Source organism: Methanolobus sp., from assembly GCF_016278385.1.
Lineage (GTDB): Archaea > Halobacteriota > Methanosarcinia > Methanosarcinales > Methanosarcinaceae > Methanolobus.
Genome location: NZ_JADQBY010000018.1, coordinates 13,757 through 27,365 on the forward strand (window position 1 = coordinate 13,757; position 13,609 = coordinate 27,365).

The following is a 13,609-nucleotide window of genomic DNA, read 5'->3' on the forward strand; positions in this document are numbered from 1 at the left end:
AACAAAAAGGAGTGCCATAATGTCCGATGACACATGCATTAGATTACTGGGAATCTCAGGCAGCCCCCGGAAGAAATCCACAGACTATGTTATCAATGAAGCCCTGAGATACGCACAGGAGAAATACGGTGCAGAAATAGAGTACTTTTCCGCCAGTGGCAAGAATATGAAGTTCTGCATCCACTGCGATTACTGTGTCCGAAAAAAGGAAGGATGCATTCACAAGGATGACCTTGTGGACCTCTATGATAAAATGCTCTGGGCTGATGCATGGATAATTGGCACTCCGGTATATCAAGGTACATTGAGTGCCCAGACAAAAACAATAATGGACAGGTGTCGCGCAGTCGTTGCTCGTGACCCAAAAGCCTTTATGAACAAAGTCGGTGCCGCAGCTGCAGTTGGCGGGGACAGGATAGGCGGACAGGAGCCAGCCATACAGAATATTTTGAACTTCTATATCATCAGTGAGATGATACCCGTTGCAGGCGGTTCTTTTGGATCGAACCTTGGTGGAACATTCTGGTCAAAGGACAAGGGTGCTGAAGGTGTTGCTGAAGATTCGGAAGGAATCAGAAGTCTTCACAGGACCGTCAACAAACTGATGAAGACTGCCACCGCAATGAAGACTCTCAAATAGAGGTGCAAAGTTGAAATTCGAAGAACCTGTGATCGAGATTATCAAAAGAGCATACAATGTGAAAAGTTTCAGGTTCAAAAAACCAGAGGCTTTTGATTACAAAGCCGGTCAGTACATCACAGTGACGCTTAATTCAAATGGGAAGAAGCTTAGCAAGGCGTTCACCCTTTCAAGCAGCCCTACGGAAAAAGACCATATTGAATTTACAAAGAAACTTACAGGACATGAGTATTCCAATATATTGGATGTCATTAAAGTCGGAGATAATGCACTTATAAGTGGTCCCTTCGGAAAAATGACATTTGAAGGTGAATACGAAAAAATAGCACTCCTAGGCGGTGGAATCGGGATTACTCCTATGATTAGTATCTGTAAGTATTCCACTGACATGAAGCTGAGTACAGATATCATGTTGATATGCAGCGACAAGACAGAACAGGACATGATATTTGCGGAAGAGCTTGAAGAGATGAAAAGGCAAAACCCGAATCTTGCCGTATTCAATACGCTCACAAGAGCTTCAGAAAACTGGACAGGATGCAGAGAACGCATATGTGACAGCCTAATCCTGAGAGAACTGCCCGATTATGCCGAGAGGGTATTCTATGTCTGCGGACCACCACCTATGGTGGATTCTATGATGGAAATGCTCCATAATATGAAAATACCTGACAGCATGATACACAAGGAATCATTGATAGGATATTGAAGCAAGTTTAAGGAATTAGCGGAGAGGAGGCATTAATAATCATGAAGAGGATAGCATGGGGAATTACAGGGTCAGGAGACTTGATCAAAGAAACGTATGATGTAATGGTCGATATCAAGAATAAGAGCAATATTGAGATAATGGTCTTTCTGTCAAAGGAAGGTGAAACCGTTATGAAATGGTATCACATGTGGAATGATATACAGAAGGATTTCCCTAATTTCAAGACAGAAGGTGGACCAAATTCACCATTTCTTGCAGGGCCGCTGCAGGTTGGATATTACGATGCCCTTATTATCGCCCCTACAACATCAAACACTGTAGCCAAGATAGTATACGGGATATCTGATTCCCTTGTCGCAAATGTTGTTGCACAGACCGCAAAAGGAAGCACACCCATCTATATCCTTCCAGTGGACAGAGAAAGAGGCACTGTGGAAACAACGTCTCCGGAAGGCCGTGTAATGGTACTGAAAATGCGTGAGGTGGATGTAACCAATACGGAAAAACTTGCGCAGATGGAGAATATAACAGTAATCAACAGTCCTGATGCCATCTACGATATTCTTGGAATCAGTAAGGATTAGAAGAATGTATAGCCTTCCCGGAGATAGATGTCAGGCAACTTGCCAATAACATCATCCAGTATTCTGACAGACCTAAATGTGGCATAGGCTGCAATAAAACTGTCCAGGCCATCTCCATCCTTATTGTCTATTATTTTTTTCCGGATCTCGTCAGTAACGGTTATTCCTTTATGTAGCATTTCATCAAGGATATATTCCCTTGTATTCTTCTCTTTTTCCGACTTGCCCTTATAGGTGATGTATAAGTCTTCACTCTTCAGTGTTGATGCCGGACATATTTCCATAAGCCATGGTTTATCTTCCTGTGGTTCCTGAATTGGAAGTGCACATACCTTTTTAGATGTCACAAGGGGATGCACAACATCACGAATTCCGTAGTATGTCTGCTTGTATACCCAGAGATTATAGATGCTAAATGGGGCTTTAACCTCGACATCAGTAAGACGCTTAAGTTCAGTATTCCCCCCGGCAATCTGCATTGCCCTTCGAAATTCGTCCGCAGAGTGATATTCATGAGGAAAATCAGATACAAAAGAATACCAGTCCTTCCCGGACATCAGTTGCTGGGGAAGACTGAAAGGGAAATCCATCCCGAAAACAGAGTTCTTGTTTGAAATTATCAGTTCTCGCAAAGCAGAAAGACAAACATCACGTCCCTTTAACTTACCCGGAACAAGGTCGTATGCCGGATAGCATTTGAGAAGGATAAGTTTTCCCCTTTCTGCAACGCCCTCACTTATCCAGATCTTGCGACCTGCATCTTTTGCACCACTGAAATCAACACCATATATCTTGCGTTTCCTTCCAGTGGCGGCAAATGTCATGTATAATTCCGATTCAGTTATCCCGCAGACCCCTGATGAACTCGTCTGTCATCATGTAGGCCTCATCATCTGTGAACTGCTTTGGCGGATGCTTCATGAAATAGGATGATGGAGAGTGCAGGATACCGCCTACACCTCTTTCAAGGGCAAGCTTGCAGCATCTTATGGCGTCAATGACCACTCCTGCGGAGTTAGGGGAATCCTCCACCGAGAGGCGAAGCTCTATATTCATTGGAACATCACCAAAGAGCTTTCCTTCCATTCTCAGGAAGCAGACCTTGTTATCATTCTGCCATGGAACATAGTCGCTTGGACCAACGTGGATGTTATCATCATCCATCCTCTGACCAACTACGGATTGAACAGCTTCTGTTTTAGATTCTTTCTTTGAAGCAAGCCTGTTCCTGTTAAGCATGTTAAGGAAATCAGTGTTACCTCCGGTATTGAGCTGATAGGTCCTCTCCAGTTTCACACCGCGTTTGCGGAAGAGATCTACAAGGGTCCTGTGGGTGATTGTAGCCCCAAGCTGGGCTTTTACATCATCACCAATGATCGGAATACCTTTCTCCTCGAACTTCGCTGCCCATTCAGGGTTGCTCACGATAAAAACAGGCATGTTGTTAATGTATGCAACTCCTGCCTCAAGGGCACACTCAGCATAGAAACGGACGGCTTCTTCAGAACCCACCGGGAGATAGTTAAGTAATATCTCTGCTCCTGAGTCCTTTAATTCTTTCACTACCTGTTCTTTATCAGCTTCTTTTTCAGTGGAAGGAATAAATCTCCTGTTATCACTGTAATTTACCATATGTTCGGAAACACCGTCAAGAATATGCCCCATTTTGACAATTACACCGGTTTTTGGAAGCTCAGGGCAGAATACTGCCGTGCAGTTGGGTGGCGCAAAAATAGCCTCAGATACATCCCTACCAACTTTCCTTTCATCAATGTCAAATGCAGCAACTACTTCAATATCAAATGGCCTGTAGCCACCAATATCCCAGTGCATAAGGCCGATAGCATCGTTTTCTTCTTTGTTTTTGTAATACTCAATGCCTTGAATAAGAGAGCTTGCACAATTGCCAATACCTGCAATTGCGATCTTGATTTTGTCCATTCAACTACCTCTATAAAAGTGATTTTTGAAAGTAAATGACATATAAAATATAACCAGATTAATGTATTGTTACAAATAAAAAGTTTTCTAAATAGAGAGGTGTTGCCAACTTTTTTCAGAGATACTATGGCCGACAGATGAAACTAAGCTCGAAAGGTATATTAAGCCAGAATTAGATAGGATTTGATACAGTGGGTTTTGCCTTCGTTCGAGTATCGAGCATTGGCGCTTTAAGTTTAATAGTTAACATATTGCTCTAAGGGAGATTTTGAAATGAAAGATATACTACATGAGATTGCAGAAGAACTGGATCAACTAAAATCAATGGACCAGGCAATTGGTCTGGCAATAGAACTTGAAGAAGAGGGAATGGAGTATTACAGCGAAAAGGCATCTGTAATGAAGAACGAGACTGCCAGCAAACTATACGTTTTCCTTGCAGGTGAGGAAAAAAAGCATGCTGAATACCTGAAGCAATTCAGGGAAAGCAAGCATATTCCTGAAGTAGAATTTAGTTTTCCGAAATTCAAGGCATCTTTCACAGAAGAGTTCTCCGATGAAAAACTCGAAGAGATAGGCATCCTTCTTGCAGCCCTGAGGTTCGAACACAAAAGCGAGTATTTCTATATCGAGCTTGCAGATAGAGCAGATAACGATGAGCAGCGCGTGTTCTTTGAAAAGATAGCTGCCGCGGAGAGGGGACACTACCAGATAATTGATGAATTGCTTGGTGCAGCAACTGAGTTCAGGATGCAGACATAAGGACAGGAGAGAGATTTTAAATGGATGATTACAAACCACTCGAACTGACCAAAGGAATATACTGGGTAGGCGTGGTTGACTGGAACCTGCGCGACTTCCATGGATACGAAACCCCAAAAGGTGGAAGTTATAACGCATACCTTGTGGTCGATGAGAAAATTGCACTTATAGACACTGTAAAAGCGCCATTTGCAGGAGAAATGCTTAAGCGTATAAGCCAGATAGTCGATCCAGCAAAAATTGACTATGTTATTTCCAACCATGTCGAAATGGACCATTCCAGTTCCATATCAACTATCATGGACATCGCACCCAACGCAAAGTTGTTTGCATCATCCAAAGGACAAACTGGGCTTTCCGAGTACTACAAAGAGGAAGGCTTTGACAAATGGGACCTTGAGGTTGTTAAGACAGGAGATGAACTGAGCCTTGGAAAAAAGACTTTGATGTTCATAGAGGCCACAATGCTACACTGGCCTGACAGCATGCAGACCTATGTGAAAGAAGACAGGATACTATTTTCAAATGATGCTTTCGGACAACATTTAGCAACTTCAAAGCGCTTTGATGACGAGGTTGATGATGTAATGGAAGACGCGGGCATATATTATGCCAATATCCTGCTGCCATTCGGGTCGCAGGTACTCAAATATGTTGAAAAACTGAAAGAGCTGGAAGTCAATCCTGAGATAATAGCTCCGGCACATGGGATCATCTGGAGAAAGAACGTATCAAGAATAATCGAGGAATATGGAAAGTGGGCAACAGGACATTCTCTGCCCAAGCTGGTTGTCATCTATGACACCATGTGGGGAAGCACCGAGAAAATGGCAATGGAACTCGTTGAAGGAGCAAGGGCATCGGGCGTGGAAGTGCGCCTGAGACACCTGCGCAAGAACGATTGGAGTCTGACCATGAAAGAACTGATGGATGCATCGGTTGTTGCAATTGGCTCACCCACAATGAACAATGGAATGTTCTTTACAATATCCGGTTTCCTCACTTACATGAAAGGACTGCACCCAAAAGGTAAGAAGTACTTCCTGTTCGGTTCTTATGGATGGGGTGGCGGAGCAGTCAAAGGAATGGAAAAAGAACTGGAAAGCGGAAAATTCGAACTTGCCATGAAAAGTATGCAGGTAAAATTCAGACCTTATGAAGAAGATAAGAAAGCTTGCAGAGAGATAGGGTACAAGCTTGGTGAAATGGCAAAAGAGAATGCAAACTCTTAAATTAATGAAAATGAATGTTCAAATGAAATAACGAGAGTGTTACAATGAGATTCGAAAATGACCTGGAAGCTGAATTCTACGAAATGTCCAAAAAAAATGCAGAAACAACCGGTTACAAGCTCAACACTGACTGGGATGTTATCACAACTGCTGTAAAAGGTATTTGCAACAACAAGAAAGAATATGGAGAATGGTACTGCTTCTGCCAGAAGAGGACCGAAGATAAAGAGCAGGACAAAAAGATAATCTGCCCTTGTGCTGCAAGAGTAAGAGATATTGAAATGCGCGGCGCATGCAAGTGCGGACTTTACATAAAGTAAACATAAATATCCTTAATTTTAACCTTTGAAACTGGAGTTGCAAATACTCCATAACATTCTTTTTTCCATATACAATATCCTATCCATATGATCGAAAAGGAAGAGGAAAACCTGGATAAAGCAGAAGATGGAAAGAACATAGAAGATACCCCAAGAGACAGGGTCAGGTTGTCTGACATTTGTGCTGATGTTAAGATCAGCCAGATAATGTCAAAAGAAACTACTGTTGTAAAGGACACTGAGCCTATCGAAGCCATCGTAGAACTCATGACAACGACACCGTACCACAGTTTTCCTGTTCTTAATTCCGATGATGAACTGGTGGGTGTTATTGGTCAGGACAATATACTTGAATTACTTTTTTTTGAAAGAAGTCATCGAAATCATTACACTCATTTGATGGCGATAAAAGCATTGAGTGAAGAGGCAGCCACCCTTATGGTCCACCATCCCGTCACCATATCCCACGATGCCACCCTCTGTGAAGCTGCAGATCTCATGATAAAACACCATATTGATCGCATGTGTGTCGTTGATGACAAGAAACTGGTGGGTGTCATTTCAAAATCGGACCTGATCAAAAAGATATACGAGTTGCGGGGCTAATGATCAATGGATGCTCTTCTCCAGATAATGGTCATACTGTTTCTGGCAAGAGTACTCAGTGAACTCAGTGAAAGATCCGGACTGCCCGGTATAATCGGAGAGATAGGAGCCGGATTTATCTTTGCCCTTGCCTTCAGACCGGATGACATTGAAACTTTCGCATTCTTTGCAGAACTTGGAGCCATATTCCTGCTGTTTACCGCAGGCTACAAAGAAGTCCACATAAAAGAACTGAAAGCCGCATCAGCAAGCGCACTTATTCCTACAATATCACAGATATGTGTAGCATTTGGTTTTGGATTCATTCTTGGGGAGATGTTTGGTTTTGGTTTTACAGAGAGTCTTTTCATGGCGGTTGCCTTCAGCCCCACAAGCATAAGTGTTGTTGTAAAAACATTGATTGATACTGATTACCTTTCAAGCAAACCTGGTTCAATGATGCTCACATCTGCAATATTCGATGATATCATAGGTATATTCCTGCTGTCCCTTGTGGTCTCTATTGCAACACTCAACCAATTCCCTTCAGGCATTCACATACTTGGAATCTTAGGAGAAATACTGACATTTATATTCATCATGGGCTTTTTGGGATGGAAAATTCTTCCACGCCTCTTTGAGTATATACAAAAAATGCACACAAAAGAATCACTGTTCTCCTTTGTGATACTCATTGCACTGTTCTCTGCATACCTGTCAGAAAGATTCGGACTCCATGCTGTGATTGGTGCTTTTTTCGGTGGTGTGATTCTTTCAGATCTTCCAATTGCAAAGATAGAGGCCGTACAGAAAAAGGTAAGTGGCATTGCATATGGATTTTTCACTCCTCTTTTCTTTGCTTTCATCGGACTTTCGGTAGAGACCGAAGTATTGTTCACTGCAGGCACCTTTGCCACCCTTGTTATCATACTTGCCCTTTCGGGAAAACTTATCGGAGGATTTATTGGTACAAAACTGGTGGGTTTCAGTTCCATGGATAGCCTGATATTCGGAATAGGCATGATGCCGCGCGCAGGAGTGGAGCTTGTGGTCATTGCCATCGGTAAGGAACTTGGGATAATTAGCAATGAAGTCTTTTCCGCCATTGTACTGATGGTTGTTGTGTCTATCATTGTATCTCCCATATTACTGGAAATGTCTATCAGGTACAAAGAGAGAGGAGTTACAGTATCCAAATAGAAAATATCCAGGACAACAATTACTTAAATTAATGAATGAGATTATTTATTGGACCAGATAATTAATTGATATTATCATCCGAAACCGGAGGGGTTACTATCAGTCAGAATACAGAATTTAGCAGGTTTGGCAATAATGACAGAAAGGAAGACAGCCTGAAAGAAGACAGCAATCATGATAATGTGTGCGATACCGAATTAATTGACGTACAGAAAAAGATGGAACTTCGCATTAAAGCACTTGAAGGACTTGTGAACAATACCAGAGTAATAGCATTTCTTCGCAGCCCGAAGGAAAATGCACCGGTGGAATTCATTTCCGAGGGAATAGGATCTTTCGGTTACAAAGTAGATGATTTCACTTCAGGCAAAGTAATATTCAAAGACCTTATCCACCCGGATGATTTTGACCGTGTACACCTTGAACTCACAGAAAATGCGCTGGAAGGTGCAAGTGAGTTCAGACAGACATACAGGATCATAACCAAAAAAGGCCATGTAAGGATTGTAGAGGAAAGAACTGCCATCATGAGAAATGAAAATGGAAAGGTCATCTATTATCAGGGAGTTCTGGAAGATATAACCGATAAGCAATAGCGTGAAAACTGGCAGGTGTCATCATATCCCGCATCTTTGCAATTAGTGAAACATTCTACGACATTCTTTTCAATAAGGGTAAGCCGGTTTCTGCCTTGCCGGGAGGAGCTATGCTCAATAGTTCCATCTCACTTGGGCGCACAGGTGTTCCGGTTTCATTCATCAGTGAGTTTGCCCGTGATAATGTTGGAAATATAATAAAAGAATTCCTCAAAGAGAACAACGTATCAACAGAGTATCTTCACCTGTATGAAGGAAACTCACCGCTTTCACTTGCTTTTTTAAACGACAGGAACGATGCAACGTATGAGTTCTACGCAGACTTTCCTCAAGAGCGTCTCATGATAAGCATTCCATGCTTTGATCCGGACGATGTTGTAATGTTCGGATCCATACTGGCTGTGACAAAGGAAGCCAGAACCATACTTGAAGACCTACTCAATTCTGCAAAGAATGACGGTTCCACCATTCTTTACGACCCGAATTTCCGATTATCACAGCTTCCATTCCTTGAAAATATAAAACCCCTCATATCCGAAAACATAGCATATTCAGACATTGTAAGAGCCTCTGATGAAGATATGAGGATGATACATGGGTGCAGGAACTCAGATGAAGCATATGATTTTATCAGGATGAATGGCTGCAAATTCCTGATATATACTTCCAGTTCCGATGGTGTATACCTGAAGACACCTTCTTTTTCAAAATACTACAAAGTCCCTGTTATAGAAACAGTTAGCACCGTTGGAGCAGGTGACAGTTTCAATGCGGGCATTGCTTACATGTTTTATTCAAGGAAGATCAGAGATATAGACAGTGTTCCGGAACAGTTGTGGGATGAAATAATCTGGAAGGCCATTGAATTTGCATCAAAGGTCTGCATGAGCACTGAGAATTATATATCCAATGATTTTGCCAGCGGATTAAAAAAGATATAAGACCAATACTGATAATTCAATTATATTGACAAAGTGGACTGGGAGAACGTACTCGTGGGAATCGAAGAAATATTCATAGACCTTGAAAGCTCCAAAACAGGACTTTCCAACCAAGAAGCCATTGAAAGGTTACAGAAATACGGAAAGAACGAGCTTGAGGAGAAGGAAAGAACAACGGCATTGAAGGTATTTGCCGGACAATTTGTGAACCTAATCGTCTGGGTGCTCGTGGCTGCGGCTGTTATTTCCCTGATAGTCGATGAGATCATTGATTTCTGGGTGATAATGTTCACAATTGCTGTTGTTATAGTACTTGGTTTCATTCAGGAATACAGAGCCGAAAAGGCAATGGAAGCCCTCAAAAGTATAGTACAGCCCGAAACAACCGTCATCCGGGACAGGAAACTTCGAAAAATACTCACAACTGAGGTAGTCCCCGGAGACGTGCTGGTTTTGGAAACCGGAGACAAGGTCCCTGCAGATGCTGTCCTTTTTGATACTATTGCCCTGAGACTGGATGAATCTGCCCTGACCGGGGAAAGTGTTCCAGTCGGAAAAACAGAGAAAGAGAGTATCTTTGCCGGTACCCAGTTAGTACATGGAAAATGTAAGGCACTGGTCACAGCTACCGGAATGCAGACAAAGATCGGGCAGATTGCCAGTCTCATACAGACAAAAAGCGAGGATACACCCCTGCAGGTGAAGATAACAAAATTGTCCCTGACACTTGCAATACTCGCAATACTTGCCTCTGCAATCACTTTTGTAATGGGTCTTGCCATCGGAGCACCATTTGGCGATATGCTTTTAATCTCCCTTGCACTTGCCGTGGCAGCAGTGCCTGAAGGATTGCCGCTAACACTTACGATAACCCTTGCCTATGGTATGAAAAAAATGGCAGGACACAACGCCATTATCAGAAAGATGCTTGCGGTTGAGACACTTGGCTCCACAACAGTCATATGTACTGATAAAACAGGCACCCTTACCAAGAATGAGATGACCGTGGAAAAGATATTTGTCAGCGGAAACGCGCTTGAGCTGACAGGGGCAGGGTACGTGCCAAAAGGAGATTTTCAGAAAAGAGGTGACAGGGTTGATGTGACAGAAGAAGAGACATCCATAAAACTTCTGAAAGCTATTGCGCTGTGCAATAATTCTGCCATCGAGAAAAGACAGGATAAATGGGAAGTTATCGGAGACCCTACAGAAATAGCACTTACTGTTGCCGCTGCAAAAGCAGACCTGTGGAAGGATGAACTGGAAAAAGACTATGATATGGCCGAGGAGATAGTTTTCACTTCAGAGAGGAAACTCATGACAACCATCCACAGCAACGGAAGCGGAACGATCTCATTCACAAAAGGAGCACCGGAGTTTGTTCTCCCAAAATGTAGCAGCATTGAAAAGAACGGGCAATTGTACACAATTACCCAAATGGACAGGGAAACGATACTTGAAAAGAACCTTGAATTTGCAAGTTCAGCTTATCGTGTTCTTGCAGTTGCATGCAAAGAAGTTCAAGGGCATAAACTTGATGGAGAATTTGAAAATGATATGACTTTCCTCGGGCTTGTTGCCATGATAGACCCCCCACGTGAAGAAGTAAAAGATGCAGTGGAAATGTGTAGAAAAGCCGGCATTCAGGTCATCATGATAACCGGAGATAACCAGGAGACTGCAAAAGCCATCGGCAGAAGTATCGGACTCTTTACAGACAAACATGGATGTGGAGTATATAACGATGAGAAACTTCAGCGCATAGCAGCTGACTGTGCAGTGACCGGAGATGAACTCAACGAACTGAGTGATGAAGAATTCTCAATTATAGTTGAGGACATCAATGTGTATGCCAGAACAATGCCGGAACAGAAACTCAGGATTGTTGATGCACTACAGAAAAAAGGACATATCGTTGCCATGACAGGTGACGGGGTCAATGACGCACCAGCACTTAAAAAAGCGGATATCGGCATTGCCATGGGAATAAAGGGCACTGATGTTGCAAAAGAATCCAGTGTCATGATACTTCAGGATGATAATTTTGCCACCATTGTGGAGGCTATCAAGGGCGGACGAACAATCTATAACAACATAGAAAAATTCATAACATACCTCATATCAAGGAACTTAACCCTGGTAATTCTCATCATGGCAGGTATTGGTATACTTGGTTTTGACCTCATACCCCTGCTGGCATTGCAGATACTTTTCATCAATATGTTCAATGAGATTATGCCTGCTATCTCACTGGGACTGGACCCTGCAGCAGACGGGATCATGAAAAAACCGCCCCGTGACCCTAATGATAATTTTCTGAAAAAAAGAAATCTGCTTCTGGTCATCACTCTGGCATTCATTATGGGGATAGCATCTTTCCTCGTCTTTGCACTGAGTAACCCCGCAAGCGACACGGTCATGGCAAGGACACTCACGTTTGCAACCGTAGTCAGCATGATACTTTTCATACCACTGGCGTTCAGGTCACTTGAGCGTTCTGTGTTGAGTATAGGGATTTTCACTAACAAGTTAATGATAGCAGGTGTCACTGCTACTTTCTTTGCCACCATGTCAGTCATGTATATTCCCCGCCTGAACGAAGCATTCGGGTTACTGCCACTATCTCCCGGAGAATGGATTATGCCTATAGGAGTTGCTTTCATTACTTTCCTCTGTGCAGAGGGACTAAAATACATCACAAGGAGTGTAAAAATCACATGATAGCTGAAAACAGGAACATAATGTTCATACTTCTTGGAATGCTTGCGGTCATAGCTCTCATTGCCATAGCAATGAATGGTACCCAGGATACTCAAGAAGAGGTCATAATACCTGAAGAGATACTTGACTGTGATTACTGCACCTTCAATTACAGAACACTTTTTACACTTGCATATACGTACCTGCAGCCGGATGGGAACAGAGTGGTGGAGGGTAAACTTGACATTCAAAATGCAGAGCACATCGAAGTCGAGCTTGAAGGTGAACCTGAATGGGTGCTTGCCGCACCTTCTGATAAAGGGAGCATATGGGCTGTCGTGATGGATGATGGAGCAGTACAGGCATTTGATTTTTCTGATGGAAAACTGGAAGCGACAAACATAAGTCCTTCAAGAATTCATGCAGACAGCCCTCCAGTACTTATGATCAAAGATAATGAGCCATTCATACTTGCGCCGGGAATCTGGAATGAGTCACTATTAAGTCATCCGATAATCCTTGCAAGTTCAGGAAGAACGGTGTTCATTGACAATACAGGCGACCTTGTGTTCCGGGTAAATGAAAAGGAATTTGCACGCTTTGAAGTCAATGCCCTTCCTGATGCCCGGCTGCTGATCGATGAGAACGAAAGAATACTTTTACTCACAGGTCCCACTGAAGAATACGGACACGGTGCTCTGGGAGATAGTATAGAGGCTTCAAGCATCACAATTGTAGATACTGCAGGTGTGCCTAACATCAGCAAAGTAATCGATATCCCAGGGGGAGATGTCGTCGAGGGAATTGCACCGATATGGACTGACCTGAACAATGACGGAGATAGGGAGATCATCGTAACTTTGAGCAATTCAAAAGAAGGAGCGAGACTTGTTGTGTTCGATGAGGAAGGGAATATCGTTGCAGATGGACCGGACACAGGAACCGGATACAAATGGAGGCATCAGGTAGCTATTGCACCACTTGGACCTGATGGGGAAAACGAGATCGTTGATGTGCTTACACCACATATTGGAGGAATTGTTGAATTCTACCGATGGGAAGGTGATGAACTTAAAGTGGTAACAAGTCTTGCGGGATATAGTTCGCATCTTGCCGGTTCACGGAATCTGGATATGGCACTCGCTGGTGACTTTGATGAGGATGAAGATCTGGAGGTGCTTGTACCTTTGCAGAACCATCTGGAATTGGCTGTTCTGGAACACACAAATGATAGAGTAAAAGTAGTAGCCGACATAGAGCTTACAGGTAGCCTCAGCACCAATATTGCAGCGATGAACTATGAGAACGAAAAATTTGCCATAGGGATTGGAACTAGCAATGATGTCCTTCATATATGGTATTGAACGAATAATGGTAAGAAGGGTCTAAATCAACA

General features: G+C 42.9%; 14 protein-coding genes. 12 read left to right on the plus strand and 2 right to left on the minus strand.

Annotated features, from left to right (window positions below; all coding sequences use genetic code 11):
* Positions 1-19: 19 nt before the first annotated feature.
* The 3 genes from QZZ23_RS07895 to afpA are packed head-to-tail and all read left to right on the plus strand — an operon-like array spanning position 20 to position 1,936.
* Positions 20-640: a flavodoxin family protein gene (locus QZZ23_RS07895; protein ID WP_292468603.1), complete on the plus strand. Its 621-nt coding sequence runs from the start codon at positions 20-22 to the stop codon at positions 638-640.
* 10 nt (positions 641-650) lie between these two features.
* Positions 651-1,349 (plus strand): FAD-binding oxidoreductase, encoded by a 699-nt coding sequence (locus QZZ23_RS07900; RefSeq protein ID WP_292468606.1) that lies wholly within the window; start codon positions 651-653, stop codon positions 1,347-1,349.
* 41 nt (positions 1,350-1,390) lie between these two features.
* Positions 1,391-1,936, plus strand: a complete 546-nt coding sequence (afpA, locus tag QZZ23_RS07905) for an archaeoflavoprotein AfpA (protein WP_292468608.1) — start codon at positions 1,391-1,393, stop codon at positions 1,934-1,936.
* Here afpA and QZZ23_RS07910 read toward each other — a convergent pair.
* Together QZZ23_RS07910 and QZZ23_RS07915 are read right to left on the minus strand one after the other, a co-directional pair.
* Complete coding sequence (locus tag QZZ23_RS07910; RefSeq protein WP_292468611.1) at positions 1,933-2,760, minus strand: hypothetical protein; 828 nt, start codon at positions 2,758-2,760, stop codon at positions 1,933-1,935. The genes afpA and QZZ23_RS07910 overlap by 4 nt on opposite strands.
* A 13-nt stretch (positions 2,761-2,773) precedes the next feature.
* Complete coding sequence (locus QZZ23_RS07915; protein WP_292468614.1) at positions 2,774-3,877, minus strand: inositol-3-phosphate synthase; 1,104 nt, start codon at positions 3,875-3,877, stop codon at positions 2,774-2,776.
* Positions 3,878-4,150: 273 nt separating this feature from the next.
* On the opposite strand from QZZ23_RS07915, the gene QZZ23_RS07920 reads away from it, so the two are divergent.
* From QZZ23_RS07920 to QZZ23_RS07960, 9 genes are all read left to right on the plus strand, one after another.
* A complete protein-coding gene (locus QZZ23_RS07920; RefSeq protein WP_292468616.1) occupies positions 4,151-4,639 on the plus strand; it encodes a ferritin family protein in 489 nt (162 codons plus the stop codon).
* A 20-nt stretch (positions 4,640-4,659) separates the two neighbouring features.
* Positions 4,660-5,871 (plus strand): FprA family A-type flavoprotein, encoded by a 1,212-nt coding sequence (locus QZZ23_RS07925; RefSeq protein WP_292468618.1) that lies wholly within the window; start codon positions 4,660-4,662, stop codon positions 5,869-5,871.
* A gap of 44 nt (positions 5,872-5,915) precedes the next feature.
* The gene (locus QZZ23_RS07930) at positions 5,916-6,191 is read left to right on the plus strand and encodes a ferredoxin-thioredoxin reductase catalytic domain-containing protein (RefSeq protein WP_292468620.1); all 276 of its coding nucleotides are present in this window, start codon (positions 5,916-5,918) and stop codon (positions 6,189-6,191) included.
* Positions 6,192-6,278: 87 nt separating this feature from the next.
* The gene (locus tag QZZ23_RS07935) at positions 6,279-6,797 is read left to right on the plus strand and encodes a CBS domain-containing protein (RefSeq protein WP_292468622.1); all 519 of its coding nucleotides are present in this window, start codon (positions 6,279-6,281) and stop codon (positions 6,795-6,797) included.
* Positions 6,798-6,803: 6 nt separating this feature from the next.
* Positions 6,804-7,976, plus strand: coding sequence for a cation:proton antiporter (locus QZZ23_RS07940; RefSeq protein ID WP_292468624.1), 1,173 nt, complete (start codon positions 6,804-6,806; stop codon positions 7,974-7,976).
* A 65-nt stretch (positions 7,977-8,041) separates the two neighbouring features.
* On the plus strand, positions 8,042-8,572 hold the full coding sequence (locus QZZ23_RS07945) for a PAS domain-containing protein (protein ID WP_292468627.1): 531 nt from the start codon (positions 8,042-8,044) through the stop codon (positions 8,570-8,572).
* Between the two features lie 62 nt (positions 8,573-8,634).
* Positions 8,635-9,513: a PfkB family carbohydrate kinase gene (locus QZZ23_RS07950; RefSeq protein ID WP_292468728.1), complete on the plus strand. Its 879-nt coding sequence runs from the start codon at positions 8,635-8,637 to the stop codon at positions 9,511-9,513.
* Positions 9,514-9,567: 54 nt separating this feature from the next.
* Entirely contained in the window at positions 9,568-12,234 is a 2,667-nt protein-coding gene (locus tag QZZ23_RS07955; protein WP_292468629.1) for a cation-transporting P-type ATPase, read from the plus strand.
* The gene (locus tag QZZ23_RS07960; RefSeq protein ID WP_292468631.1) at positions 12,231-13,577 is read left to right on the plus strand and encodes a hypothetical protein; all 1,347 of its coding nucleotides are present in this window, start codon (positions 12,231-12,233) and stop codon (positions 13,575-13,577) included. The genes QZZ23_RS07955 and QZZ23_RS07960 overlap by 4 nt, the downstream gene beginning before the upstream one ends.
* The last annotated feature ends 32 nt before the right edge of the window (positions 13,578-13,609 follow it).

Coding starts and splice junctions, on each gene's coding strand:
- QZZ23_RS07895 (WP_292468603.1), top strand. CDS start 20: ATGTCCGATGACACATGCATTAGATTACTGGGAATCTCAGGCAGCCCC.
- afpA (WP_292468608.1), top strand. CDS start 1,391: ATGAAGAGGATAGCATGGGGAATTACAGGGTCAGGAGACTTGATCAAA.
- QZZ23_RS07910 (WP_292468611.1), bottom strand. CDS start 2,760: ATGACATTTGCCGCCACTGGAAGGAAACGCAAGATATATGGTGTTGAT.
- QZZ23_RS07915 (WP_292468614.1), bottom strand. CDS start 3,877: ATGGACAAAATCAAGATCGCAATTGCAGGTATTGGCAATTGTGCAAGC.
- QZZ23_RS07920 (WP_292468616.1), top strand. CDS start 4,151: ATGAAAGATATACTACATGAGATTGCAGAAGAACTGGATCAACTAAAA.
- QZZ23_RS07925 (WP_292468618.1), top strand. CDS start 4,660: ATGGATGATTACAAACCACTCGAACTGACCAAAGGAATATACTGGGTA.
- QZZ23_RS07930 (WP_292468620.1), top strand. CDS start 5,916: ATGAGATTCGAAAATGACCTGGAAGCTGAATTCTACGAAATGTCCAAA.
- QZZ23_RS07935 (WP_292468622.1), top strand. CDS start 6,279: ATGATCGAAAAGGAAGAGGAAAACCTGGATAAAGCAGAAGATGGAAAG.
- QZZ23_RS07940 (WP_292468624.1), top strand. CDS start 6,804: ATGGATGCTCTTCTCCAGATAATGGTCATACTGTTTCTGGCAAGAGTA.
- QZZ23_RS07960 (WP_292468631.1), top strand. CDS start 12,231: ATGATAGCTGAAAACAGGAACATAATGTTCATACTTCTTGGAATGCTT.